The 23943-nt window shown below is 45.2% G+C and carries 28 protein-coding genes and 1 pseudogene; 19 read left to right on the top strand and 10 right to left on the bottom strand.

Annotation, left to right across the window (positions count from 1 at the left end; translation table 11 throughout):
• Positions 1-20: 20 nt before the first annotated feature.
• From CHA6605_RS02305 to CHA6605_RS02295, 3 genes are all read left to right on the top strand, one after another.
• Positions 21-1355 (top strand): TrkH family potassium uptake protein, encoded by a 1335-nt coding sequence (locus CHA6605_RS02305; RefSeq protein ID WP_015157939.1) that lies wholly within the window; start codon positions 21-23, stop codon positions 1353-1355.
• Positions 1356-1451: 96 nt separating this feature from the next.
• Positions 1452-2162 (top strand): potassium channel family protein, encoded by a 711-nt coding sequence (locus CHA6605_RS02300; protein ID WP_015157938.1) that lies wholly within the window; start codon positions 1452-1454, stop codon positions 2160-2162.
• Between the two features lie 35 nt (positions 2163-2197).
• Positions 2198-2800 carry a DedA family protein gene (locus CHA6605_RS02295; RefSeq protein WP_015157937.1) on the top strand — a complete coding sequence of 201 codons (603 nt, stop codon included), beginning with the start codon at positions 2198-2200 and terminating at the stop codon, positions 2798-2800.
• Between the two features lie 117 nt (positions 2801-2917).
• On the opposite strand, the gene CHA6605_RS02290 is transcribed toward CHA6605_RS02295, so the two are convergent.
• Together CHA6605_RS02290 and ispF are read right to left on the bottom strand one after the other, a co-directional pair.
• Positions 2918-3730: a tetratricopeptide repeat protein gene (locus CHA6605_RS02290; protein ID WP_015157936.1), complete on the bottom strand. Its 813-nt coding sequence runs from the start codon at positions 3728-3730 to the stop codon at positions 2918-2920.
• Positions 3731-3944: 214 nt separating this feature from the next.
• Positions 3945-4430, bottom strand: a complete 486-nt coding sequence (gene ispF / locus CHA6605_RS02285) for a 2-C-methyl-D-erythritol 2,4-cyclodiphosphate synthase (protein ID WP_015157935.1) — start codon at positions 4428-4430, stop codon at positions 3945-3947.
• A gap of 115 nt (positions 4431-4545) precedes the next feature.
• Between ispF and CHA6605_RS02280 the strand changes: the two genes are divergently transcribed.
• The 6 genes from CHA6605_RS02280 to CHA6605_RS02255 all read left to right on the top strand — a co-directional run bounded on the left by CHA6605_RS02280 (position 4546) and on the right by CHA6605_RS02255 (position 9584).
• On the top strand, positions 4546-5340 hold the full coding sequence (locus CHA6605_RS02280) for a nucleotidyltransferase domain-containing protein (RefSeq protein WP_015157934.1): 795 nt from the start codon (positions 4546-4548) through the stop codon (positions 5338-5340).
• A gap of 121 nt (positions 5341-5461) precedes the next feature.
• Positions 5462-6436, top strand: a complete 975-nt coding sequence (locus tag CHA6605_RS02275) for a cysteine synthase A (protein WP_015157933.1) — start codon at positions 5462-5464, stop codon at positions 6434-6436.
• Positions 6437-6542: 106 nt separating this feature from the next.
• Positions 6543-6911 carry a VOC family protein gene (locus CHA6605_RS02270; RefSeq protein ID WP_041548622.1) on the top strand — a complete coding sequence of 123 codons (369 nt, stop codon included), beginning with the start codon at positions 6543-6545 and terminating at the stop codon, positions 6909-6911.
• Positions 6912-7206: 295 nt separating this feature from the next.
• Positions 7207-7839 (top strand): hypothetical protein, encoded by a 633-nt coding sequence (locus tag CHA6605_RS31160; protein WP_015157931.1) that lies wholly within the window; start codon positions 7207-7209, stop codon positions 7837-7839.
• Positions 7840-8253: 414 nt separating this feature from the next.
• On the top strand, positions 8254-9117 hold the full coding sequence (gene crtA / locus CHA6605_RS02260; protein ID WP_015157930.1) for a cyanoexosortase A: 864 nt from the start codon (positions 8254-8256) through the stop codon (positions 9115-9117).
• Entirely contained in the window at positions 9114-9584 is a 471-nt protein-coding gene (locus CHA6605_RS02255) for a hypothetical protein (protein WP_015157929.1), read from the top strand. Before crtA ends, CHA6605_RS02255 begins: the two co-directional genes overlap by 4 nt.
• Here CHA6605_RS02255 and CHA6605_RS02250 read toward each other — a convergent pair.
• Positions 9581-10953, bottom strand: a pseudogene (locus tag CHA6605_RS02250) (IS4 family transposase). The gene CHA6605_RS02255 and the pseudogene CHA6605_RS02250 overlap by 4 nt on opposite strands.
• 201 nt (positions 10954-11154) lie before the next feature.
• On the opposite strand from CHA6605_RS02250, the gene CHA6605_RS33515 reads away from it, so the two are divergent.
• Together CHA6605_RS33515 and hpsJ-A are read left to right on the top strand one after the other, a co-directional pair.
• Positions 11155-11307, top strand: coding sequence for a hypothetical protein (locus CHA6605_RS33515; RefSeq protein ID WP_157259733.1), 153 nt, complete (start codon positions 11155-11157; stop codon positions 11305-11307).
• A gap of 58 nt (positions 11308-11365) precedes the next feature.
• Positions 11366-12010, top strand: a complete 645-nt coding sequence (gene hpsJ-A, locus CHA6605_RS02245) for an HpsJ-like protein, cyanoexosortase A-associated (protein WP_015157928.1) — start codon at positions 11366-11368, stop codon at positions 12008-12010.
• Here hpsJ-A and CHA6605_RS33510 read toward each other — a convergent pair.
• Positions 12000-12167, bottom strand: coding sequence for a hypothetical protein (locus CHA6605_RS33510; RefSeq protein WP_157259731.1), 168 nt, complete (start codon positions 12165-12167; stop codon positions 12000-12002). The genes hpsJ-A and CHA6605_RS33510 overlap by 11 nt on opposite strands.
• Positions 12168-12251: 84 nt before the next feature.
• Between CHA6605_RS33510 and CHA6605_RS02240 the strand changes: the two genes are divergently transcribed.
• Positions 12252-13916, top strand: coding sequence for a GMC oxidoreductase (locus CHA6605_RS02240; protein ID WP_015157927.1), 1665 nt, complete (start codon positions 12252-12254; stop codon positions 13914-13916).
• An 87-nt stretch (positions 13917-14003) separates the two neighbouring features.
• On the opposite strand, the gene CHA6605_RS02235 is transcribed toward CHA6605_RS02240, so the two are convergent.
• On the bottom strand, positions 14004-14597 hold the full coding sequence (locus CHA6605_RS02235; RefSeq protein ID WP_015157926.1) for a TetR/AcrR family transcriptional regulator: 594 nt from the start codon (positions 14595-14597) through the stop codon (positions 14004-14006).
• 120 nt (positions 14598-14717) lie between these two features.
• On the opposite strand from CHA6605_RS02235, the gene CHA6605_RS02230 reads away from it, so the two are divergent.
• Genes CHA6605_RS02230 through CHA6605_RS02220 form a run of 3 tightly spaced genes read left to right on the top strand, consistent with a single transcriptional unit; the run spans position 14718 to position 16575 of the window.
• Positions 14718-15392, top strand: a complete 675-nt coding sequence (locus tag CHA6605_RS02230) for a GNAT family N-acetyltransferase (RefSeq protein WP_015157925.1) — start codon at positions 14718-14720, stop codon at positions 15390-15392.
• Positions 15393-15407: 15 nt separating this feature from the next.
• Complete coding sequence (locus CHA6605_RS02225; RefSeq protein ID WP_041547459.1) at positions 15408-16103, top strand: SDR family oxidoreductase; 696 nt, start codon at positions 15408-15410, stop codon at positions 16101-16103.
• Between the two features lie 49 nt (positions 16104-16152).
• On the top strand, positions 16153-16575 hold the full coding sequence (locus tag CHA6605_RS02220; protein ID WP_015157923.1) for a hypothetical protein: 423 nt from the start codon (positions 16153-16155) through the stop codon (positions 16573-16575).
• A gap of 6 nt (positions 16576-16581) precedes the next feature.
• Here CHA6605_RS02220 and CHA6605_RS02215 read toward each other — a convergent pair whose 3' ends face one another.
• Positions 16582-16992 carry a Nif11-like leader peptide family RiPP precursor gene (locus CHA6605_RS02215; RefSeq protein WP_015157922.1) on the bottom strand — a complete coding sequence of 137 codons (411 nt, stop codon included), beginning with the start codon at positions 16990-16992 and terminating at the stop codon, positions 16582-16584.
• Positions 16993-17304: 312 nt separating this feature from the next.
• Complete coding sequence (locus CHA6605_RS02210) at positions 17305-17703, bottom strand: nuclear transport factor 2 family protein (protein WP_015157921.1); 399 nt, start codon at positions 17701-17703, stop codon at positions 17305-17307.
• An 80-nt stretch (positions 17704-17783) separates the two neighbouring features.
• Here CHA6605_RS02210 and CHA6605_RS33505 point away from each other — a divergent pair, with 80 nt between their 5' ends.
• Entirely contained in the window at positions 17784-17957 is a 174-nt protein-coding gene (locus CHA6605_RS33505; RefSeq protein WP_157259729.1) for a hypothetical protein, read from the top strand.
• 102 nt (positions 17958-18059) lie between these two features.
• Here the strand turns inward: CHA6605_RS33505 and CHA6605_RS02205 are convergent, their stop codons facing one another.
• Complete coding sequence (locus CHA6605_RS02205) at positions 18060-18836, bottom strand: ABC transporter permease (RefSeq protein WP_015157920.1); 777 nt, start codon at positions 18834-18836, stop codon at positions 18060-18062.
• Positions 18829-19818, bottom strand: a complete 990-nt coding sequence (locus CHA6605_RS02200) for an ABC transporter ATP-binding protein (RefSeq protein WP_015157919.1) — start codon at positions 19816-19818, stop codon at positions 18829-18831. Before CHA6605_RS02200 ends, CHA6605_RS02205 begins: the two co-directional genes overlap by 8 nt.
• Positions 19819-20003: 185 nt before the next feature.
• Between CHA6605_RS02200 and CHA6605_RS02195 the strand changes: the two genes are divergently transcribed.
• Together CHA6605_RS02195 and CHA6605_RS02190 are read left to right on the top strand one after the other, a co-directional pair.
• Positions 20004-20801 carry a DUF5131 family protein gene (locus CHA6605_RS02195; protein WP_015157918.1) on the top strand — a complete coding sequence of 266 codons (798 nt, stop codon included), beginning with the start codon at positions 20004-20006 and terminating at the stop codon, positions 20799-20801.
• A 19-nt stretch (positions 20802-20820) separates the two neighbouring features.
• The gene (locus tag CHA6605_RS02190; protein ID WP_015157917.1) at positions 20821-21696 is read left to right on the top strand and encodes a three-Cys-motif partner protein TcmP; all 876 of its coding nucleotides are present in this window, start codon (positions 20821-20823) and stop codon (positions 21694-21696) included.
• A 54-nt stretch (positions 21697-21750) separates the two neighbouring features.
• On the opposite strand, the gene CHA6605_RS02185 is transcribed toward CHA6605_RS02190, so the two are convergent.
• Positions 21751-22800 (bottom strand): Fic family protein, encoded by a 1050-nt coding sequence (locus tag CHA6605_RS02185; protein ID WP_015157916.1) that lies wholly within the window; start codon positions 22798-22800, stop codon positions 21751-21753.
• A gap of 305 nt (positions 22801-23105) precedes the next feature.
• Here CHA6605_RS02185 and CHA6605_RS02180 point away from each other — a divergent pair, with 305 nt between their 5' ends.
• Positions 23106-23528, top strand: coding sequence for a hypothetical protein (locus CHA6605_RS02180; RefSeq protein ID WP_015157915.1), 423 nt, complete (start codon positions 23106-23108; stop codon positions 23526-23528).
• Positions 23529-23943 lie beyond the last annotated feature (415 nt).

Genomic DNA, 23943 nt, shown 5'->3' with positions numbered 1-23943 from the left:
CCCCAGTACTTGTTTTACATATGACGGTTTCACGCAGTATTTGCCTAGGGTTTATGGCGGTTATCTCGTTCGGCGCGCTGCTATTGATGCTGCCGATTTCGACGAGTAACGGCCAATGGAATGACCCGATCGTCGCTTTGTTTACGGCCACGTCCGCAGTCTGTGTGACAGGGCATGTTGTCGTCGATACAGCCACTTATTTCTCCCGATTGGGGCAGTTGGCGATCTTGCTGCTAATTCAGGTTGGCGGGTTGGGTTATATGACAGTGACCACCTTTTTACTATTGTTGCTGGGTCGTAGATTCGGTCTCAAGGACAAAGTGGCCATTCAGCAATCGCTCGATCGGCGATCGCTTCAAGGTAGTACTCAGATTCTCCAGTCGATCGTGGCGACAACCATGTTATTTGAACTAACGGGGGCTTTTTTGTTACTACTGGTATTCGTCCCCGATCTCGGCTGGCAGAAAGGACTTTGGTTCGCACTCTTCCATAGTATCAGTGCCTGGAATAATGCCGGATTTGGACTATTCTCGGATAATTTAGTCGGCTATCAGGGTTCCTGGCTGGTAAATGGGGTGATTACGGGACTGATTATTTTTGGCGGGATCGGTTATGAAGTAATTTTAGAGCTATATCTGAGGGGACGAGCGCGACTGCAATGCCAGAGGAGCGGGATTTCTCGATCGCTCAATTTTCAGGTGGCGGTGAGTACGACCCTGTTTCTATTGCTGGGCGGAACGTTGGCAATTTGGGCGATCGAAATTAGGAATCCTCAAACTTTAGGCGCGCTGAGTTTCCCACAACAAGTACTTGCAGCCTGGTTTCAATCAGTCACCAGCCGCACGGCGGGCTTTAATACGATCGACATTTCCAAAATGACCACTGCCGGGTTATTTGTGACGATTGCGCTAATGTTAGTCGGGGGTAGTCCTGGCGGCACGGCAGGAGGTATTAAAACCACCACAGCGCGGTTATTGGCAAGCTGTACTTACGCAATCCTCCGAGGCAAAGAATCGGTAATCCTCTATCGTCGTCAGGTACCCAACTCGCTGCTATTAAAAGCAATTGCTGTCACCTTTGGCTCGCTACTAACAGTTGTGTTTGCCACGATGGCAATTGCCCTGGCAGATCCGAAACTAGATTTTATTCGCATTCTCTTTGAAGTAGTTTCCGCTTTTGCCACAGTCGGACTTTCGACCGGGATTACCGCAGGACTGACACCATTTAGTAAGCTAGTATTAATCGCTACGATGTATATCGGGCGAGTCGGAATTTTGCTGCTAATTGCCGCACTCCTGGGAGATCCGCGCACCACTACCGTTAAGTACCCTGAAGAATCACTATTAGTTGGTTAATGAGGATAGAGGGGATAGGGGATAGAACAGAGGGATTACCCATTACCCCATTACCCCATTACCCATTACCCATTACCCATTACCCATCCACCCCCTATGTCACAGTCACTAGAACGCCAATCTTTTAGCTTTTTTCGCAATTTAAGACCCAATAAAGCCCGTCAGTTTGCGGTAATTGGATTAGGTCGATTTGGACGAGCGGTCTGTGAAACGTTACACAAAGCTGGATATGAAGTCCTGGGCACAGATATCAATGAAAAACGTGTAGACGACATTTTAGCATCAGGACTGGCAGCTCACGCGCTGGTCATTGACTCCACCAATCCATTATCCTTAAAGGAGGCCGGGATATTTGAGTTCGATACGGTCATCGTATCGATCGGGAATTACCTGCAAGAAAGTATCATCACGACGCTAAATCTTAAAGAAGCTGGCGTTACCAATGTTATTGCCAAAGCCTCCTCTGAAGTTCATGCCAAACTGCTGCAAAAAGTTGGAGCCGATCGAGTAGTATTACCAGAATACGAAGCAGGCTGCAACCTAGCTCAGACGCTAGTGAGACCGGGACTTTTAGAAAGCTTGGATTTAGACCCCGAACACAGTATTGTCGAGATTAAAGTGCCCGAATCTTTTTATGGCAAAACGATCTTGGAGTTACAACTGCGGAGCGATTATGGTATTAACGTGTTAGCGATCGGCCAATCTAAAAATTTTGATATCAATCCCAAACCCGATCGTCGTCTCCAGCAAAATGATGTATTGGTTGTCATTGGTAATAAACGGGATCTCGATCGATTGCCACTCTAAAAAATATCTGTAAAATATCTGGAGCGATTTAGAAAATGGTGGAATGGATTAATAACTTAATGGGCAGTTTGGGATACTGGGGTATCGGGCTGCTAATGTTCTTAGAAAATCTCTTTCCGCCAATTCCATCCGAGTTAATTATGCCTTTGGCTGGCTTTACAGTTGCTCAAGGTAAAATGAATTTTGGTCTGGCTGTGCTGGCGGGTACCGTTGGCACGATGGCAGGCACTTATGCTTGGTATTATCTAGGCCGACTGGTCAATTATCAGAGATTACAGACTTGGACGGAGCGGTATGGCAAATGGATCGGCGTAACTGCCAAAGATATCGATCGAGTCAATGATTGGTTTAATAAATATGGAGTCAGAGCCGTCTTTTTTGGACGGATGGTACCGGGAATTAGGACGCTGATTTCGCTGCCCGCAGGGATGAATCAGATGCCGTTTATCTCTTTTACCATTTATTCAACGATCGGCACCTCGATCTGGACGCTAGCCTTAACTGCGGCGGGATTTCTGCTGGGCGATAACTATGCCTCGATCGAAGGATATTTAGCTCCAGTTTCTAAACTAGTCGTGTTTGGACTATTAGGTTTGCTCGGGTATGCCATCTTCAAGAAAATGCGCTCCAGAAATTAATTTCAGGCTAAATGGCACTCTGAATTTAGCAAAAATTTTCACTCGGTGCAATCTTAAAAAATTAGGGTAGCGGCAATTCATGAATTGCCGCTACCCTAATTTTTGATGAAGGTTCGATTACTGCAATTTCAAGAATTTTTCTAACGCCGCCACCATATTTGGCGGCCAACGGCGAGTATTTCTGACCCAATCTAAATCCTTATACCGACTATCCAAGCCAATCACAGCAACCCAATTACTTTCAGCTTCACCGCGTTGACCATCTTGCCATAAAGCTGCACTCAATGCCGCCCGTACATCTGGAAAATCGCGATATTTTCTGACGATATTTTTCATGTTGCGGATTGCTTCTGCCGTCTCACCATTCTGATATAAAGCTAGGGCATAATTAGCCCGTGCGAATGCAAAATCAGGTGCAATTTCTGACGCTTTGACATAATTTTTAATTGCCTTATCCCACTCGCCCAAACCTGCATAGGCATTACCTAAATTATTGTAAGCCATCGCATCTTTAGGATCGATCGAGAGGATATACTGATAGTCAGCGATCGCTTCATTCCATTTACCCAAACCTTCTAAAGCCGTGCCGCGATTGAGATAAGCATCGGGACGATCTGGTAATAACTCGATCGACTTATTAAAATCGGTAATTGCTTCATTCAATTTATTCTGACTGACGCGGGAATTGCCCCGGTTGCTCCAGATTGCCGGATTCTGCGGGAACAGCTCGATCAATTTCGTCCAATACTGTTCTGCTTTGGCAAAATCTCCCTCATTAGTAGCGGTAAAAGCTTGGGTACGTAACTTATCACCCAGCTCGAATTGAGCGTCGGTAACATCAGTCGGTGCTGGCTGTGCTAAACCAGAACTAATTGGAGTTAACAAGATTAGCACGATCGCCACAATACCCACCAACCAACGCCAAATCATAAATTTTTATCTCTATATTCTCACTCTCACTGTAAATGAATTAGCCAGATAAAACAAATAGATAATCTAAGCAGTTAGAAACCGCTCCTAATGATGCAAAGTCCGCTTACGCGAACTTGCTTGATTAGTCCGCGTCGGCAGGCTTTTGCCGCTTGCGACAACAACCGGACTTTGCATCATGAGCGGCGATTTCAATCGCTGACACTCTAAAGAACTAGGAACTTGGGTTAGTCAATAAAACTACTGCATACGCACAAATCCCCTCTTCTCTTCCTGTCGCGTCTAACTTCTCATTGGTAGTAGCTTTGACACCGACTTGTTCCGGCGATAATTGGAGAGCTTTCGCCAATCGATCGCGCATAGAATTAATATGGGGCTTGAGCTTGGGACGTTCGGCGACGACAACCGTGTCGAGATTACTAATTTGCCAGCCGCGATCGATAATTAGAGTATTGACTTGTTTGAGGAGTTCGATACTATCAGCACCCGCCCATTTGGCGTCAGTAGGCGGAAAATAATGTCCGATATCGCCCAGACTCAGCGCACCCAGCATCGCATCCATAATGGCATGAGTGAGGACATCGGCATCGCTGTGTCCCAGCAAGCCCAACTCGTGCTCGATTTTGACACCACCTAAAATGAGGGGACGATCTGAAACGAGGCGATGAATATCATAACCATTGCCGATCCGGATGTTCATGGAGTTTGCGGTATTGAATGTGTCAAAATATTTATTAGTATAGTTGGCGCGGCAGGTCGAGAACTAACTCTCGATCGTCAAAGAGCGAGCCAGCCTATGATAGGAACGGGGAGCGATGGAAACAGACAGGACAGTAGCGGTAGATATCGATCCTACCATCACCGCTAAGTTGCAGCAACTTGCGATCGCGGAGCAGCTAACTATTCTCTATGCTTGTGAATCGGGGAGCCGTGCGTGGGGATTTCCTTCGCCAGATAGCGACTACGATGTACGATTTATCTATCTGCGTCCATTAGCATGGTATTTATCGATCGACGATCGTCCAGACACGGTCGATCTTCCTGTCAATTCATTACTAGATATTAATGGTTGGGATCTGCGTAAAGCTTTAAAATTATTTAAAGGCTCTAACTCGGCAATTTATGAATGGATTCAATCGCCAATTGTCTATGCCGATCGTACTCATCTTCCTCAAGAATTACTAAATTTAGCGAGTAATTATTATTCCTGTCGCGCGGGAATACATCATTATCTAAATATGACGATCGGCTGCTATCGCGAACATCTACAATTTGATACTGTCAAGTTGAAGAAGTATTTTTATGCCCTCCGTCCGATTTTAGCTGCCAAATGGATTATTACTTATCAAACATTTCCGCCAATGGTTTTGAGTAAATTGATGGAATTAATTAGCGATCGTCGAGATATCGTAGCTGAGATAGATCGACTATTAACAATTAAAGCAACTGCCAATGAATCCACCATAATTGCCCCCATTCCGCTCCTCAATGAGTTTATTCGATCGGAAATAGAAAATTGCGAATTAGCAGTAAAATTAATTTCTAAAGTCAATACTAACTCTGATAATCTCGATCTTCTATTTCAGCAATACGCTTTAAATAGTAATTAGTAGTCTCGATCCAAGAGCCACTATGTTGCGGGAAGCGGGGCGCGAGGAGTGAGGAATAGTAACCTCACTTAATTACGCTGCCTAGTACTAAAATATTAATTATCAATTATCAATTATTAAAATGGATATCAAATACGGCTTTTCAAAAGCAATCGGCAACACCCCATTAATTCGGCTCAATAGCTTTAGCGATGCCACCGGATGTGAAATTTTAGGTAAAGCTGAATTTCTCAATCCTGGTGGTTCCGTCAAAGATCGGGCGGCTTTATATATCATCGAAGATGCCGAGCGGCGCGGCATCCTCAAACCAGGTGGTACCGTCGTTGAAGGTACGGCTGGTAATACTGGCATCGGACTGGCGCATATTTGCAATGCTAAGGGCTATAAATGCCTGATTATCATCCCCGACACCCAGTCAGCAGAAAAAATAGAAGCATTACGCACCCTCGGCGCAGAAGTCCGCACAGTGCCCGCAGTACCCTACAAAGATCCGAATAATTATGTCAAATTGTCCGGTCGTGTCGCGGCGGAAATGGAAAACGCGATCTGGGCAAATCAATTTGAAAATCTTGCCAATCGTCTAGCACATTACGAAACAACTGGGCCAGAAATTTGGGCGCAAACCGATGGCAAAATCGATGGTTGGGTAGCTTCGACGGGCACGGGAGGAACATTTGCAGGCGTATCGATGTTTCTCAAAGAAAAAAATCCGCAGATAAAAAGTATCGTCGCCGATCCGATGGGAAGTGGGTTATATAGTTATGTTAAGACTGGTACGATTACCCTCGAAGGCAGTTCGATAACTGAGGGCATCGGAAATAGTCGGATTACGGGCAACATGGAAGGCGCGCCTATCGATGATGCGATCCAAATCCCCGATCGAGAATGTATCGAAGTCGTCTATCAACTCCTCCGCAAAGATGGCTTATTTATGGGTGGTTCGGTAGGAATTAACGTCGCTGCCGCAGTCAGACTGGCCAAACAAATGGGGCCAGGACATACAATCGTGACGATCTTATGCGATGGTGGTGCCCGCTATCAATCCCGCATCTTCGATCGAGCCTGGTTGGCAACTAAAGGTTTGAGTATCGATTAACTAACGAGGGGGAGGAGGAAACGGGGAGACGATGGGACTGAAAACGCAGTTCTAAAACTCTAAACCTCATCCACTATCCACTATTCACTATCTACTACCCTCTATGATTAAAATTACCAATTGTATCCACGCTGCAACCATCGTCTCGGATCTCGATCGGGCGATCGCATTTTATAGTGGGGTATTGGGATTGCAACGGGTCGATCGCCATCTCAATTATCCAGGAGCTTGGTATCAAATCGGCGATTTTCAGATTCATTTGATCGAGAATGCCGATCGATCCGATGCTAAAATCGACCTCAATGTATCGACTCGTAACCCGCATATTGCTTTTGCCGTTAGCGATTTGGATGCAGCCAAACAACAACTCCTCGCTGCTAATTGTGTCGTTAAAATGAGCAATTCTGGCAGAGCCGCGCTCTTTACCCAAGATCCCGATGGTAATGCGATCGAACTTACCTGGCTCGGCACCTAATAGATGTCGCTAGGAGTCTACGGCGTAAATCTAGTTACTATTGTGGCGGAGATCGGGGAGCGATGCGCGAAAAGTCGAGTTTCCCGACGGTTTAGCGAGATAAGACAAGACAAGACAGGGAGAGTTGGCAAGAAATGGTAGCGTCATTTCTGCCGTCTCGTGCTAGTCAATCATTATTGGTGGGTGGAGAAAGTAGAGGGTAGAGGGTAGGAGTGAAAATATTGCCATTTTTAATGCAATTCGATCGCAACTAGTGCGATCGAATATCGTCATCATTCAAAAGCACTTAACTACCATGAAAGCTCAAGATTTGACGATCGTGCGACTAAAAACTCTAATTGGATTGACAAAAAAAGGGAAATATGGTGAGAAAGTGCGAAATCGAGCGATCGGTTGTAGCATCAGTTTGGCTCTGATTTGGGGTTGGGGATGGAGTGCGATCGCCTTATCGCAGTCAAGCTTAACACCCTCGATCCCAGAAATTTGCAAGCTCGACCAGACATCATTAACTGCGACCGATCGTCAGAATAATCCAAATATTGTCACTGCCGATACCGCATCTCCAAAAGGAATGACCGTACCTAGCTTATGGTGGACGAGCGAAGAATTTCCGGCCAAATTAGTAACAAACTGGGTTGCCGATCGCCGTCAAAATCAAATTTATGTAATAGTTAATACTCAGTACTGGAATATTTTAGATTATATCGATCGATATCGCACTGTCGATCGATTCGGTCGCGTCGCCCAAAGCTACGGGTATAACCTCAAAATCTGTAATACCCAAAAAATTGCGATCGCTCACTACACCTGCGATTCGAGAATAGACGCGATTGCCACAACGCAGTCAACGCCAGCAACACCTCGGAATACTTGCCAAATTTGGTTGAATGGTAACGAACAAAATGGCCTGGGCGTTCAAACTCGTTAAATTTTAGCTTTTAGCGGATGCTCCAATTCTAACTGGTGATGCATTAATTGCGGTTCCTGAATCCGTCACTGTGACTTGGGTTAAAGTAGCCAAACTTTTTGCTGGGGCAGATACGACGTGTTTGCCTACCGTTGACAGCGATCGAATCGAGTCGCAGATTTGAGAGATCGGACACTCCTAAAAGTTCTAAGTTCAGATATGCAGCTTGCAATTAAGAGGCTACGCTTATAGCCGAGCCTCGACTAAATAGAATTTATTTATCATAAACAGCAAAAGCGATCGACCATAATAAGCAATACTAATGTTGATAGTTTCCGGATTCCAAAGCGAATCTATCGACATAGTCGAAACGCATCAACTCTGTCGCTCATAGAGAACTTAAAAGTAGACAATTAATATTAATGTATTAAAAGCATGAAACAGCAGGCTTTGTTCGATCGCAGATCCCTGACATCACCAACTCTTTTATTATTAGTTTTATGCTCGACAGTTATTGCCATTCATCTGACTTTGGTCTTAAAAATTGGTAGTCCCGATCGCCAAATCACGAGTATGCTATTTTGGGCGACTGCTGCCTATTTAATTTGGGAGCGACAGTCCCAGCTTAAATATCACACCAGTCTGGCAGCCAGCTCGTTCGGTGCCGTCTTACTTTCGTTACTTTTAGTTAAAACTACAGGCTATTGTGAAGAATCTTTTTTAATTATTTACCCACTCATCGCTGGCATTGCGCTGGCGACGATCGCGTCTGGTTTTCAGGGATTGAAAGAATATTGGCGAGAACTCATGCTGCTATTTTTTTCAGGTATCCCGGAAGTTTTGCTAGCTACACTTACAGATCCATCGCCACTGACCGCTCAATTTGCGACTGCCATGCTATGGTATGCAGGCTTTCCTGTCACCCAAAATGGTATTTACATTCAGATGCCAGGTGGTGTCGTCCAGGTGTATAGCGGCTGCTCTGGAGTAGTGGCTATGACACAATTACTAGGCATGTCAATCTTATTTCTGATGTTGTTACCGTTGCCCTGGAAACGGTCTCAAAAATTGATTATACCTGTAGCGGCGATCGCGATCGGGTTTGTAGTTAACGCCGCACGGGTAGCCTTAATGGCAATTTTGGTATCTCAAAAACAGATGAAATCTTTTGAATACTGGCATGAGGGTTCGGGTTCGCTGGTATTTTCGGTCATCGGAACGATATTATTAGTGGGGCTGGTCTGGTTGCTGATTAAATTCTTTACACCTGCATTGCCAGTACGGGAGGATGCAGAATGATGGTGTCTGTAGCCACTTTAGCGCGTCAATCTTTGCTAGTCATCTTGTGTGGCAGTGCCATTGGCGTACTGGGTAATGCAATTTTGAATAATCCTACCAAGGCAAGTCTGCGCGAGCCTGCCAAGTTTGATTATCCGCAGCAGGTGCCATTGCCAATAAAGATGTTAGCGAGTAAACCCCTAGCCGACCATGCTTTTCCTAATAAGCAGCTCGCGACAGGGATGTCTTATCGCTACGACAATAAGCCTCAACCGATCGATATTCAGATCCGCTATGTTACCGATGGGGTGTCCAATCGTCCGACCATGGATGCCATGCTACCCCAGTTTAGCAAGGTTCCAGTGAGTGTCCTCGTACCAGCCACGATGAAGCAACAACCTGGTGTGGGTTTTTATAGCTTGTTTGTCGATCGCAAAACCGCTTATTTTGGTACTTGTATCAGTCCGCAAGCATTAGTGACAAGTTAAGAAGCGATCGCACTTGTCAAGCGGGCTTGAGGCGATGAGTCGAAGAAAAAATTGTCTGTTCGACTCATAGAATCAGGAAAAGGTGCAATAATTAACTTAACATTAGGTTTACGAACAGTTTTAACAATACCTAAATCTTGATTCTCTGGGGCAGCAAAATAGGTGACTGGATTGGCAGCTAAACCTTTATGATGAGCTACATGAAAATGATAAAGACCTCGATAAATCATCTCTAAAGAAATGCGGTCGAATGGGAGAGATAATTCATCAGCTACAGCATCACCTAAATCGACTAGAACTGCATAAAACAGCCAAGTCCCCCACATCTGTAATTTAATTCCATTAACTGAACCAGTCCATAAATAACTCAACCCGAGCAATCGTTTAACAGTATTAAAAGCCTCTTCAATTCGCCACCGTCTTCCGTACAAATCGGCGACTACATAGGGAGGAAGATTCAATGGGTCGAGTACACTAGTTAGATAAGAATACCAGACTTTACCCACTTTAATTTCGACTAATCTTACAGTTATATATGGAGTCTTTTTGGTGCCAGACCCCATCCGCACTATTCGGTCACGGATACTATAACTATTGCTAAATACTCGCTCTATCTGTAGCGATGCACCTTTTTTAATCGAGTAATAAAATGAATATCTCTGTTAATTAATTCTTGCCAAAATTGGAAATGATAGAAGCCTCGATCCAAGAGCAATAAAGTGCCCGATGTTACTAAATTCAGGATATCTTTCTCAAAATTAACATCTGAAGCTTTGGGATTTTCTCTAAACCAGATTTCAATCGGCAATCTCGTCACCAAATCTATGACTACTCCCATTTTTCCCGCTAGTTGTCCGATTGGCACATCAGATAAGCTATCTAATTTCTTGAATATCGCTTCCAATGTGGAGCCATCACATGCCCAAATCCGCTCAAATTTTGCTTGAGCAAATTCAATGCTTTGTGGCAACAATCGCTGTTTTCTCTGGTGCCACTTCACTCTAAATTCTGGCAGTAATTCCTTAAACACTCTCTCAAATAACTCAGATGGAAAGGTCAGAAATCTTTGTGCAATCGCCTGTTGACTTACTTGTGTTGGCTCACACCACAAAAATCCTTCTCGCCCTAACATTCGGCTTAGTTCTCTGACTCCTGGCACATTCCGCCACAGTAGCGTCAGCACTGCTGCCATCATCAAGGGTAAATTTAACAGCCGATTTCTCAGCCCTAATTGTCGGTAGTAATGACTTTGATTGAAAATTGCTGGTGTCAATAAAGCCTCTACTTGAGCGGCGATGATCTCATCTTCCACACCTGGTTGGTGGTTCTTTTTGGCGTGGTCGCGGTTACTTCTTCGGCGGCTGGTCATCAGGCCTCTATTCCCTCAAACTCTTGACTAGAAACAGTTTGGCATCTTTTTATTACCTTTTTGACAAATCTCTGATTTTCTTAACTTGTCACGAATGGTCCGCAAGGGATTAGCACGGTAACTGGGGATCAATTTCATAGCAATAGCAGTCCCAATCCACTGGGTAATGGTATCCCCTTCCATCGGTTTATACCGTGGTTGATGGGACGGCAAACCTTTAGGGATAGCCGCTGCCTATGGACATTGCTCTCCACCCCAATCGATGAAGCCGCTCCTGATGCTACGATGAAAATATTAGAAACAACAGGAGTAAATTGGATTCGTTGGTGGCAGGGAAATTTCCCCGCCGCCTAAATTGCTAACTCAATTTTATTTACTCCGGACAAATTAAATAATCAGGTGCTATTTTTTTATGACTCCAGCTCTAGTTCTCTTTCGCGTTGTTGGTTATGGACTATTGTTACTGACACTATTTGATGTAGTCAGCGCGCTCGTACCGCCTCAATTTAGCAATCCTGGCTGGCAGTTTCAGACTGCTGGAGGATTTGTAGAACGCTCCGCCGTACCGCTGATCGGCTTTATCCTCGTCTTTTATGGCAACCAAGAGATCCGCAAAAAGCGAGAGATGTTGGTACTCAAGGGATTGTCTTGGATTGCGTTGGTATCGGCAATCTTCTATTTTCTATTGGTGGTGGTTTTCTTTGTGACCTTACCCACCCTAAACGACCGCGCTCAATCACAAGTCAGCGCGCAATTCGATCCCAGAATTACTCAAGCACAGCAGATTCAAACGCAACTTGACAAGATGTCAGGCACTCAAGTAGAAGCTCTGATGAAGAGTAGTCGCGTGCAAATGACAGATGCGACAGCTTTTAAGGCTAAAGCGATGCAGGAAGCCGCTACTGTTGAGAAGAACTTAAAAGATCAGTCGAATATTAGTAAAGGTACTCAAAGAACGACTTTAGTCAAAAGTGCTGTGAAGTGGGGATTGGGTGCTTTAGTTACAGGTGTCTTATTCGTGCGGTTGTGGGCGGGTACTGCTTGGGCTAGACAATAAAGTTGTTTCTGAATGCTGCTAGTAGAATCGGACGAGCGGATGTCATGTCTTCTATTTTGATAGAGTGTCCGCTCGCCTTAAAAACTGCGATCGAATGAATGTTTTTCCAGGTAAATTCGCGCTGTCTGGTTGAATATTGGGGTAAGATCTTTGGCATGTCCCTGTACTGACAAATTCAACAGATCGCTAATGACGCAGACTGGGCGCGGGGCCAACAGATCGAACCGAGGTAAAACGCAAAATGAGTGACGACTTTTCTGCTGAGATCTATGATGCAATCGTCGTCGGATCGGGGGCTAATGGGGGCGTGGCAGCAAAAGAACTCAGCGAACGGGGATTGAAAGTCCTCGTGCTAGAAGCGGGGTCAGCAGTCGATCCACAGGCAGATCTGGGGCATCCGGTGCAAGATATGGCAAAGCGGTTTTACAATCTAGCGATCTCTGGGCGGCAGTCATACCAAGCGATGCACCCCGGTTATTGGAAAACTAACCCAGATTTATTCGTCGATGAGAAGGATAATCCCTACACTACGCCACCCGATCGACCATTTTCGTGGATTCGCGGTCGTCAAGTCGGGGGCAAAAGTCTGACCTGGGGCGGGATTACCTTACGCTTGTCGGATTATGAGTTTAAAGCGGCTAGTCGCGACGGCCACGAGCAAGATTGGCCGATCGAGTATGCCGATTTAGCCCCTTATTATAGTAAGTTGGAGCGGTTCTTTCAGGTGCGCGGAGATCGCGATGGGCTGGCACAATTACCCGATGGTGACTATCAACCGACGATTCCATTGACTCCTGGCGAACTACATCTCAAGCAAGTAGTCGAAACAAAATGGCCCGATCGCAAGTTGATCGCTTCGCGCGGTTTTGGATTGAATAAGTCCACAAGATCGGCAGCTTGGCCGTCGTCTTCGAGTCAAGGTTCTTCGCTGCATGTCGCGATCGAGACTGGGAATGTAACGCTCAAATCTGATGCGGTAGTCAGTCATGTCATTTTCGATCCCGATACTCACAAAGCTACTGGGGTGGAATATATCGATCGCACGAACAAGACAACTCATCGAGTATTCGGGCGTACCATCATCTTGTGTGCTTCGACGATCGAGTCCGTGCGGATTCTGTTGCATTCTACCGCACGTTATCGATCGGGTGGGTTAGTCGATCGATCGGGAATGCTCGGTCGCTTTTTGATGGATCACGTATCTACTTCCACCTTCTTTTTCATCCCTGGCTTGCAACCACCTGCCAAACCTTTCGCTCTGTCTGGCTGCGATAGCTTTTTCATTCCCTGCTTTGTCAATTTGGAATCGCAAACCGAAGATTTTTTGCGCGGCTACGGCATCTGGGGCGGCGTACAACGCTTCGATTTACCTGGTATCGTGCGGAAGGTTGGAAAAGGTTCGATCGGATTTGCGATCGCACATGGGGAGGTTTTACCCCGCTTCGACAATCGGATTCAGTTAAGTGAGGATGTAGTAGACGCATGGGGGATTCCCGTGCCGCATATCGAGTGTGCTTGGTCGGATAACGAACAGCGGATGCTAGCGCACATGCACGCCCAGATCGATGAAACGATCGCGGTAGCTGGCGGTAAACCAATGAAGTTGACGGAGATGTTTCGGATTCCGCTGTTTAGCGAGCTGGTGAGCAAGATGGAACATACGATGTCTTTTTCGGCTCCTCCAGGCTATTACATCCACGAAGTCGGCGGCGCGCGGATGGGGACAGATCCGACTAATTCAGTCGTCAACCCGCACAATCAGTGCTGGGATGCACCGAATCTCTTTGTCACCGACGGAGCCTGCTGGCCATCTTCGGGATGGCAAAGTCCCACTTTGACGGAGATGGCTGTGACTGCGCGTGCTTGTGCTTTTATTGCTGAGGAGATCGGTAAGGGCGGTTTTTGACGATCGATACCTGAAATTTCATACATCAATTCAGCAGCACAATTAATCTGTAGGGGTGCCCCTTGTGGGTACCCGACTATCTCTACACTAAGTACTAGTCTTTTGCCGATTTAACAAGGTTTCGACTAATTTTTGAGCCGTTTTCAATCGTTCGGGATCGTCAGATTGCGCGACCCAAGCAGCTAATTCATTCAGCGCACCATTGACCAAATGAGCGAAACCTTCGGCATCGATCGTGTTTAGCTTGCCCTCTTTGACGGCAACCTCAATCGCCTGATGGAGTAGCCCAAATCCATATCGATCGAACTCAACTAAGGTATCTGCGGCTAAAACTGCTGGAGCTTCAATAAACACCAATCGTCGCAAATTATCTTGTTGGGCAATTTCTAAAAATGCCTGACAACCCACCACCAACTGTTCCCAATTGTCATCTAATGGCTGAACTTTGGATCTAATATATTCTGTAATTTCGTCATAGGCTTCGGCAATTACGGCCTTAAATAAACCCAACTTATCGCCGAACTGGTGATACAGTGCCCCACGCGTAATTCCTAATCCCTCGATCGTTTCTTCGGTGCCAGTGGCGGCATAGCCTTTGGTAGCAAATAGATGATGCGCTCGATCGAGAATGGCGCGGCGAGTGCGTTGGGTTTGTTCGGCTTTGGTCAGTTTGGCGGACATGGTAGCTTATTCTTAGTTAGCATTCATACTGTATGTATCTTGACAACAAAAAAGGTATTGCAGTATAAAGGATACATACAGATTGTATCTGTTATTAAGATGCTCTACAAGGAGATGGGAATGCAATCCACAATCAACGTCCGCACAGCATCGATCGCTGATATTCCGTTTCTCGCCAGGATCGTATATGAAGCGTCCCTACCGCCGTTAAATCACTGCTTCTGGGACGACATTTTGCAAGGTACAGGCACCAGCGCGCTGCAATTTATTGAAACTCAATTGCAGACAAATGCTTGTAACTGGGGAGCTGTGAATGATTTCTCGATCTTGGAAGAGGACGGTAAGCCCGTTGCCGCAGCAGCAGGATACACCCCCAATGCGGAGGATTACTGCCCGTTGCGGCTCTCTTGCCTAGCCAAAATCGCCGATCGATTAAACTGGTCGTCAGAAATCGCTACCGCCTTTGGAGATCGCTACGAGCAATTTTGGGGCGGCGACTCCCGACCATTATTTCTCACCCCTCAAGCACCTTGGATTATTGAAAATGTGGCCGTAATACCGGAAGCACGGGGTCGCGGGTTAGGAAAAGTTTTACTCAAAGCCGTATTAGAAAAAGGTCGATCGCAACAGCATTCTCATGCCGGAATTATGGTCATTAATGGGAACGATGCGGCTCGTCATACTTATGAGTCGATCGGGTTCAAGCCCTACCAAACTTTTCATGCTGATTATTTTAGCCAACTGTTTGGGGTCGAATTTCCAGGAATTACTAAATTTGGTATGTGTTTGAACTAAACAGGAGCACTAATGATGTCGTTCGAGACGATAGTTGTAGCGGGTGCGAGCCGTGGGATTGGGCTGGCGGTGGCCGAACATTTAGTAGATAGATCCGATCGATTGTTAGCGGTTGCGCGGACTCCGGCACCAATTGGTGAATGGATTCAGGCAGATTTATCCCAGCTTGCGGGGGTGGAAACGGTAGCAACAGCAATTGGAAGCGATCGATTAGATGCCTTACTATACATGGGCGGAACTTGGGAAACTCATGCTTTTACCAGTCAGTATCGCTTTGAAGATTGTACTGATGAGGATATCGATCGAGTAATTGCGGTAAATTTATTAGCTCCGATTCGATTGGTTAAAGCTTTACTACCTGCCCTCAGACGATCTCATAATCCAAAAATCATCTTCATGGGCGCGCTCTCAGTGCGAGATAATTTCTCTGGGCGAGAAGTTGCTAATAGTGCGTCTAAGTTCGGGTTGCGGGGGGTAGTGCATTCATTGCGCGAAGAATTGCGTTCTCAGCAAATCGGTGTGACGGTAATCAATCCTGGTAACGTGGGCACACCCGAAGTTTTAGCGGATCTTGCCGCAGACAATTTAAGCGGCGGTGAAGCGATTCCGCTGACGGATATGTTAAAGATTATCGATTGCATTCTCTCGTTATCGCGAGCCACCTGCATCAAAGAAATCGATGTGCCTGCAATGTTAGGCGAGGGTGCTTAATGCAGTTTTCGGCCTTATTTTCTAATAAATTAGATCTGGGAGGGTAAATATGAGAGGTCAAAGTTGGTATGTCGTTTTCCTCATCGGTTTGATGTGTCTGGTTCGGTTTAGTCTGAGTGCGGTGGGCTATGTCGATCCGTTATGGTTGATGGCACAGCTCAACATCCCGATCGATTCAAATATCCAAATGCCTTACATTATTCGGGTGTGGGCAATTAGAGACATCTTACTGGCGATCCTCGTGGCTATTGCCGATCTCAGTACTGTGAAGACTCTGTTATTGGCGTGCATTGCGATTGATGCTACCGATGTTATCTCTGCATATTTGAGCGGTGCGGCGGGGTTATTTAACGCATCTGAAACTCGCTCGCTACAACTCACGGCAATTGCCGCACTCGTCCCAGAATCGATCGCCTTTGTGCTACTGACTATGCGTAAAACAGCCGAGCCAATTCAAGTTGAGAAAAACTAGTCCGTACTATTTACTCAAACCTAATCCCCTGAACCAGAGCTTTTCAAAGCTAAAGCCAGGAATACATTCCGCTACCGTTGCCGCTTGTTGGAGGTCATCCGCCGATAGCTCGACGCCACACTCCTGCGCCAACGCAATAACATCAGTACTCGACTGAGAGACTTTTAATCGCTCGTCCAATTCTTTGGTACTATGAACCCGACTAAAGAACTCCCTCATCTTGGGAGCTAACTGTTCCAGCCACTGTTGATATGCCTGCTGCGCGATCGTCTGAAAATCTTGACCGCTGAGATCGAGTCCTTCTGACTTTGCCAGGGCTAAAAAATCGATCGGAGAAGTTACGGCGCGGAGCTTTGTTTGCAATTCTGGAGAAGCCGCTACTCGATCGTTAAAAGCTCGTACCGATTTAGATAGCATATCAACAGCATCCTCTCAAAATATATCGACTGGCAACTGTAATCATACTATCGAAATCCTCAGAAATGAGCTACACGATCGTGATTAGATCGATCCTTTGTACATTATTAAATTATTGATGCTGGTGAGTTTATTTTGAGATAATTGTGAAGCGTTTGCGATCGATAATAATCTCAATCTTTTGCTTCATCTGGCTTTATCCATGAGCAGTGTCCACCTTACTGGTGTGACCAGAATAGAACTGTAGGTAAAGCGATCTCTCAAAATGTTACTGATTGCATTGATACAATATGTGAGCATAGCATTTCTACGTTAATTCGATTTACCATCGCTCCCAAAATATTCTCGATAGCCACAAATTTTGTCCCCGCGCACGTCAAAAGATACCGCAATCCGATTGGCATAAGGTGTGTCGAACATCATCCCCTCATCGCGAAACTCAAATACAATCGTAGTCTCATTGCTGGTAACGCGCTCTAGACTGGTGACTTTGATGGTTTTACCGAACACTTCGGAGACATGTTGGAAAAAAGCTTGCGCTCTCTCCTTACCCACATTTAACCCGTGGTATGCGCCGACAGGAAACCAAAAAGTAAAGTCTTCGGTGAGGAGATCTAACATGGGAGTCCAGTCCGCTGTTGTCAAACCATGTTGAAGGCGTTCAAATGCCTGATGACCAACTTTTAAAGTATTTTCTTGTCCTGCGCTCATGGCGATCGTCCCTTTTCAATTTCGATCGATTCTGAAGTACTCGATCGAGAGTTAAATCCGCACACTCTATCTGAGACGGTGTGCATGAAGTATTCATTCCCCAAGGAGTACCGCCAGTGACTTCCATTCAAGCCGAAATGCCCGTTTTGATTCGACATGCTGAAGATTGGAACGGTACGTATATAGTAGTCGATCTCCAAGGTAACATCCTCGATCGACATGAATCGCACTTCTCACATCTTGCACCAGCTTAAATATACTAGTATTAAGCAGCGGAAATGAGGGTACCGTTTCTTTCTCCCAGTCTCAAAGTCTCCCAAAATAGTAACCTTATTTACGCCGTAGACTACTAGTTACTATAGTTCCGATCGCTGCATCCAGATAATGGAGATCGTTAGGATTACAGCGATCGAGATAACCGCGCTTACCATTGCCAACCAAACCGTACTTGGAAAATTTCCCATCATTGTTTCGTAGGAATTGTGTTGGAGTGCCCAGACGGTATATGGTTCGATCCAGCGAATTTGGGAGTTAGATTTTATACTCGAGCCGCTAAAAAAGATCGTCAATGCCAGTGCTGTTACTGCGGCAATACGATCGAATAATACTCCCAATAAAATAGTAAATGCTAACACAAATAGCACCACCAAATAGAGCATCAATACCCCGATGAAATAGTTAAAAATCGAGATACTTGCTGGCAAACCAGTAAACAAGGCATAAACATAGATAAAAATCGACGGCGCACCAATGACGATCGCCGCAATAAATACGGCATAAGCGGCAAATTTACCGAGCACAAAACCCGCAGGCGATAACGGTTTAGAAAAAATCCACATTAAAGTTTGCGTAAGTTTTTCTTCGACGATCGCGCCTTGAGTCAGAATTACCGTCCCGATTGACATCATATTACTCCCCGACCACAGAAATAATGTTAAAACTGCCACACCGCGATCGTGAGTAGTAGCCGGAACCATCAGCGCGGGAGTTAAAGTAAGTGCCATCCAAATAATCGACTGATTTATCCAGCGATGAGTGCCAAACCATGCGGCTAGCTCTTTGCGATAGATGGCATCAAAACCGCGATACCAACTATTAGAGACGCGCTGGAGTCCAAAATCTCGCTCATTCATATTTGGTGCCTCCAGCGACTAAATTGACAAAAATATCTTCGAGATTGTGAGCCGATCTTTCAAATTGGGTGACGATCGTTTCCGTGTCGGCGATCGCCAGTCGCAACAATTCGGTTTCGGCGGTGTGAGAGTCGGTGACATGAATTTGGAGTTTAGTCGTGCGCCTATTTTTTAAGTCGGGGATGCCAGCTTCTAACTCGATCTTTTTAACCCAAGGTATCGATAGTAATCGAGCTTTAAGTAGCAAACCATCGCCGCGCACCGTCATGTGAAATAAACTCAAATCGCCCGCTAATAATTCCTCGATCGATCCTTGGGCGATCGATTTACCACGTTCGAGAATTACTACCCTGTCGCTCACCCGCTGCACATCATCGAGAATATGAGTAGAATAAAACACCGTACTGCGTCCGCGAAAACTTTCGAGAATCTTTAATACATCCCGCCGCCCCAACGGATCGAGTGCGGAGGCTGGCTCGTCGAGAATAATTAATTCTGGATCGTTAATCGCCGCTTGGGCAATTCCCAATCTTTGCTTTTCGCCCCCAGAAAAACCCTTCACGGGGCGATTGGCTTTGCCGCTCAAACCCACCAATTCAATTAATTCCCCAATTCGTGCCGCGATTGCCGTTTTGGAGCCAGTAAAGAAGAACGAAGCCACAAATTGGAGCGTTTCTCTGGCTGTCAAATAGCCATAAAAACTCGGCGATTGAGCCAAGAAACCCACTCGATCGCGAATTGCTAGGCTATCGGTAACGATATTTTTACCAAAAACAGTCCCGACACCGCTCGTCGGCTGTACCAGCCCCAGCAAGAGCTTAATGGTGGTACTTTTGCCCGCCCCATTAGAGCCAAGAAAACCACAAATAGAACCTCTGGGTACTGCTAAATTCAGGTTACTGACAATCTGCCGTTTGCCGTAGGATTTAGTGAGGTTTGCCGTAGAAATAATCAGATCGGGTGGTGTCATTGTGTTATGCATGTCATCAAGGTATCGGTTGTTTAGCCACATCGAGTATGAGGCGATCGATCGACTTCATCTGCTTTGCGTCCGCTCTAATTTGCAGTACCCACTTGCGAAGAACTGTGTCAAGTCATAAAGCTTATGGGTATTTTGTACTATAATATAGGTTTCGGTGCAGTCCGATTGAGGTGTATACTAGCAAAATGTCAAGCACAAATACTGGTATTGAATGGACTGATAAAACTTGGAACCCGACGACTGGATGCAATAAGGTGAGTCCTGGTTGTCGATATTGTTATGCGGAAGCGTTGACAACACGATTTCCGCGAAGTTTTCCCCAGGGTTTCAAATTAACATTACATCAAGAGCGATTGGAGCAACCGAGAAAGTGGCGCACGCCCAGTCGAATCTTTGTCAATTCCATGAGCGATCTTTTTCATGAAGAGGTACCTTTGGCATATTTGCAGGCAGTCTTCGCTGTTATGCGAGAAACTCCTTGGCATATATATCAAGTTTTAACTAAGCGTGACGAGCGGTTGGCTGAGTTAGCACCTAAGCTGGATTGGGCTGAAAATATTTGGATGGGTGTGTCTGTAGAAAGTCAGCAATATAGTCATAGAATTGATGCTTTACGCCAAGTGCCCTCAAAAGTACGTTTTTTATCGTGTGAGCCGCTGTTGGGATCGTTAAGCCTTGATTTGAAAGGAATAGATTGGGTAATTGTTGGTGGCGAGTCTGGATATCAACATCGTCCAATGAAACCTGAATGGGTTAGAGAAATATTGAATCAAACACGGGAAACTGATGTTGCCTTTTTCTTTAAACAATGGGGAGGAACACATTCTAAATCTGGTGGTAGGCTGCTTGACGATCGTATTTGGGATGAGATGCCTCCGATGTGGGATGAACATATTAATAAGTGGCAAAACCAGAAAATATCTCGGCACAAAAAGCCAGATCTGTTAGAAAACAGACAGATAATTTCTGTTTCTGCTAAATAAATATTACAAGAGTCCAAAAATGAATCGATTTGGTAGCGAAGGTGAAGATATTATTGGGCGATGGTCTGAGGACAAACTAAATTTACTGACTAAATACCTGAAAGCTTATTCAGTCATCATGAATGAGCAAAAAAAAGATTGGCTTAGAGCTTACTATTACATTGACGCCTTTGCTGGCTCTGTTAATCCTAGAGCAAAAGATGATGAGAGATATATCGAAGGTTCACCCCTGCGTGCCTTACAAACAGAACCGAAGTTTGATGGGTACTGGTTTGTGGATTTGTCATCTCGGCGTATAGAGCGTGTAGAAAAGCTCCGTGAAGAGTTTCCAGATTGCAAGATCGATATATGCCAGGGAAACTGTAACGAGGTTTTGAGGAACGATATTATTCCTCAACTTCCTTACTCGTCAAAAAAGAGAGCATTTGTATTTTTAGATCCTTATGGGTTGCAGGTTGATTGGGAAACGGTTCAAGAACTAGCCAATACCAGAACATGTGATATTTTTGTGAATTTCTCTGTAATGGGCGTTACTCGCCTTCTACCCAGAGATCGAAGCCCAAGCCCAGAAGTGATAGAGCAATTAAACAAGGTGATGGGCAGTACAGATTGGATTAATCAAATCTACAAAGAATCTCCTGTAACTCAATTAAATTTGTTTGGAAATCAGGAAGAGTCTTCGCTGAGTCGTGAGACGATTCCGGCTGAATGGTTGGCAAGTCTTTACACAGCTCAACTAAGATCTCTCTTTCCACATGTAAGCAGACCTGTTCTGATGCGAAACTCTACAAATTCAGCATTGTATGCATTGTGCTTGGCAAGTCACAATCAGACAGCTATCAAAATTACAAACGAAATTTTTAATTTACATGAAAAATTAAGACAGCAGTCGTAATATCCAAAATTCGATGGATTCCCCTTTAGCATTTTTCCTTTACCTTTCGATCGCTTAACTAAGTCCGTACCAAGTAGATCTGCCATTGCCATAACGAATTAATAATCGATCGAGAGTCAGTTGTTTGAGCCGTGCCTTAATCGTGCTGCGACTTTCGCCTGTTGCTTGTTCGATCGATTGAGTCGTTACTCTGCCATGCTCCTTGGCTAATTCGAGGATGCGTACCGATAGCAATGGCAAGGTTGAAGCCATGATTCTTTCGTTGTCCAGTTTAGTTTGGAGTCTGTTCTTCTGGCGTTGCAGAACACGAAAGAAGAACAGTAACCAAGGTTCCCAGTTAGGCGATCGATCCGAGCCGATAGTACCTTGAGTCTGGCGTAGAGCGAGATAATAGCCCTCTTTACTCTCTTCGATAATGCTTTCGAGCGAAGAATATGGCACATAGCTATATCCAGCTTTCAACAGCAACAGTGTCGTCAAAATTCGGGACAAACGACCATTTCCATCCTGAAATGGATGGATTGCCAGAAAGGTAACCACAAAAATCCCGATTGTCAGCAGCGGATGAATCGTGGGTGAAATCAGGCGATCTGCTGTCTGGGTGACAATTTCAGACATCTGGCGGGGAGTATAGAACGGGGAGGTAGTTTCAAATACAATCCCTAAACTGTTTCCATCGACGTCGAAAGCTTGCACGCTATTCTCAAACTTCTTATATTTGCCCCGATGTCGCTCGTCTTTAGGACTATATTTCAGTAGCATCTTGTGAAACTGTTTGATGTAATTTTCTGAAAATGGGATCGATTCCCAGCTTACAAAAATCGCATCCATAACTGCGGCATAGCCCGCTACCTCCTGCTCGTCGCGGGATGTGAAGCTTTGTTTGCCCACATTTGCTAGCAATGCTTGTACTTGTCGATCGGTCAGTCTAGCTCCTTCAATCCGCGTGGAAGAACCGACACTCTCGATCGTGGCAATCTTTCGGAGTGCTGCCAATCTATCTGGTGCTAAGGTATTGAGTGCCCGCCATTTGCCTTTAAACTCGTCAATTTCGGCAATGAGTAACACGAGTTCTTGCCCGATCGGAATGTCAATATTTGTCATTAGAGTGACTACCTTGTCCGATTAATGAACCGATCGTAGCCAATTATGTCCGATTATGTCCAATTAACTAATTTATAGATGCTTGATATAGGTGATGCGAGCCGTTGGGCGAATGTTAAAACTTAGCAAAGATCGGTAAGATTGGCTGAGGATTTGGGTTGGGAGAGATCGAGCCAAACATTCCTGACTTCGATCGCAATGAACCGAGATAAGTAGGTACAATTATTGATAAATAGATTTCACTCGATGGGCAGATGACGGCAGGGATTATGTTCGGTGACAAGCGTTAGTTCTATAAAATCAACATGGAAGACAATTCACCAGAAGACGAGTTTAAAATATCAGCAGAGAAACTCAGAGAATACTTACAATCGAGTCAAAAAGATCCCGACTACGAGATATCGAGCGAGAAAAATCGCAGGTTTAGCTCTAACCCGATTCGGGATGAACTAATCGAGATGATCTCGCTCGTTCATCAAGCCGTATCAAAGTTAGATGAAGGTACAGAATCCCGCACCGAAAGATGTATCGATTTACTCGAAAAACTATCAGATGCGTGTAGACGGCAGACTAATGTACTTGCCGAACACGATCGAGCGATCGAGCAATTACAAAAAGTCCTCAAAAGCAATAAAAAAACTATCGCGATCTTAACAGGGTTGACATTTTTGTCAATGTGCTTTTCTGTGACAATCCTAGCAGCTAGTTTGATGACACCTCATCAGTAAACACCAATTTAAATCGTACTTTTGCCTCCCACATTCCGCAGGTTCGATCGTAGCCAATTATGTCCACTTAAATCGATCGAGGTTGATAGTTCTCTAGTCCAAATTGCCACATCATCAAAGCGAAAATATCGGCACGTTCTTGTATTATCTGGGGTTTCGTCGGTAGAAGTTCCGAGGGCTAACGGCGAAGAGAAGGTGGAATTGCCCCAGAACGAGTGGCAGAGATAGATTCAACCAGAAAATCAAGCATATTACGCTCTTGCAGATTCAGAGAAGATACAACAGTGAGTAAACGAGAAACAAACTCGCTGCCCGCAAGAGAATCTGAGCCAATTTAGAGAAATTTAAACTATCGATGACTGCTTCACGATCGAAAAAAATTAAATACGCGATCGCCCCATCTAGATAATTTTGG

Origin of the sequence: Chamaesiphon minutus PCC 6605, assembly GCF_000317145.1 — a bacterium.
Taxonomy (GTDB): Bacteria; Cyanobacteriota; Cyanobacteriia; order Cyanobacteriales; family Chamaesiphonaceae; genus Chamaesiphon; species Chamaesiphon minutus.
Note: the sequence above shows the minus strand (reverse complement) of the source record. Positions and strands in the feature narration are given on the sequence as shown.

Coding starts and splice junctions, on each gene's coding strand:
- CHA6605_RS02280 (WP_015157934.1), top strand. CDS start 4,546: ATGGAAACAGACAGGACAGTAGCGGTAGATATCGATCCTACCATCACC.
- CHA6605_RS02240 (WP_015157927.1), top strand. CDS start 12,252: ATGAGTGACGACTTTTCTGCTGAGATCTATGATGCAATCGTCGTCGGA.
- CHA6605_RS02300 (WP_015157938.1), top strand. CDS start 1,452: ATGTCACAGTCACTAGAACGCCAATCTTTTAGCTTTTTTCGCAATTTA.
- CHA6605_RS33510 (WP_157259731.1), bottom strand. CDS start 12,167: ATGCCAAAGATCTTACCCCAATATTCAACCAGACAGCGCGAATTTACC.
- CHA6605_RS02275 (WP_015157933.1), top strand. CDS start 5,462: ATGGATATCAAATACGGCTTTTCAAAAGCAATCGGCAACACCCCATTA.
- CHA6605_RS31160 (WP_015157931.1), top strand. CDS start 7,207: ATGAAAGCTCAAGATTTGACGATCGTGCGACTAAAAACTCTAATTGGA.
- CHA6605_RS02190 (WP_015157917.1), top strand. CDS start 20,821: ATGAATCGATTTGGTAGCGAAGGTGAAGATATTATTGGGCGATGGTCT.
- CHA6605_RS02180 (WP_015157915.1), top strand. CDS start 23,106: ATGGAAGACAATTCACCAGAAGACGAGTTTAAAATATCAGCAGAGAAA.
- CHA6605_RS02200 (WP_015157919.1), bottom strand. CDS start 19,818: ATGCATAACACAATGACACCACCCGATCTGATTATTTCTACGGCAAAC.
- CHA6605_RS33515 (WP_157259733.1), top strand. CDS start 11,155: ATGGGACGGCAAACCTTTAGGGATAGCCGCTGCCTATGGACATTGCTC.
- CHA6605_RS02235 (WP_015157926.1), bottom strand. CDS start 14,597: ATGTCCGCCAAACTGACCAAAGCCGAACAAACCCAACGCACTCGCCGC.
- CHA6605_RS02195 (WP_015157918.1), top strand. CDS start 20,004: ATGTCAAGCACAAATACTGGTATTGAATGGACTGATAAAACTTGGAAC.
- ispF (WP_015157935.1), bottom strand. CDS start 4,430: ATGAACATCCGGATCGGCAATGGTTATGATATTCATCGCCTCGTTTCA.
- CHA6605_RS02220 (WP_015157923.1), top strand. CDS start 16,153: ATGAGAGGTCAAAGTTGGTATGTCGTTTTCCTCATCGGTTTGATGTGT.
- CHA6605_RS02215 (WP_015157922.1), bottom strand. CDS start 16,992: ATGCTATCTAAATCGGTACGAGCTTTTAACGATCGAGTAGCGGCTTCT.
- CHA6605_RS02255 (WP_015157929.1), top strand. CDS start 9,114: ATGATGGTGTCTGTAGCCACTTTAGCGCGTCAATCTTTGCTAGTCATC.
- hpsJ-A (WP_015157928.1), top strand. CDS start 11,366: ATGACTCCAGCTCTAGTTCTCTTTCGCGTTGTTGGTTATGGACTATTG.
- CHA6605_RS02205 (WP_015157920.1), bottom strand. CDS start 18,836: ATGAATGAGCGAGATTTTGGACTCCAGCGCGTCTCTAATAGTTGGTAT.
- CHA6605_RS02210 (WP_015157921.1), bottom strand. CDS start 17,703: ATGAGCGCAGGACAAGAAAATACTTTAAAAGTTGGTCATCAGGCATTT.
- CHA6605_RS02290 (WP_015157936.1), bottom strand. CDS start 3,730: ATGATTTGGCGTTGGTTGGTGGGTATTGTGGCGATCGTGCTAATCTTG.
- CHA6605_RS02295 (WP_015157937.1), top strand. CDS start 2,198: ATGGTGGAATGGATTAATAACTTAATGGGCAGTTTGGGATACTGGGGT.
- CHA6605_RS02225 (WP_041547459.1), top strand. CDS start 15,408: ATGTCGTTCGAGACGATAGTTGTAGCGGGTGCGAGCCGTGGGATTGGG.
- CHA6605_RS02305 (WP_015157939.1), top strand. CDS start 21: ATGACGGTTTCACGCAGTATTTGCCTAGGGTTTATGGCGGTTATCTCG.
- crtA (WP_015157930.1), top strand. CDS start 8,254: ATGAAACAGCAGGCTTTGTTCGATCGCAGATCCCTGACATCACCAACT.
- CHA6605_RS02185 (WP_015157916.1), bottom strand. CDS start 22,800: ATGACAAATATTGACATTCCGATCGGGCAAGAACTCGTGTTACTCATT.
- CHA6605_RS02230 (WP_015157925.1), top strand. CDS start 14,718: ATGCAATCCACAATCAACGTCCGCACAGCATCGATCGCTGATATTCCG.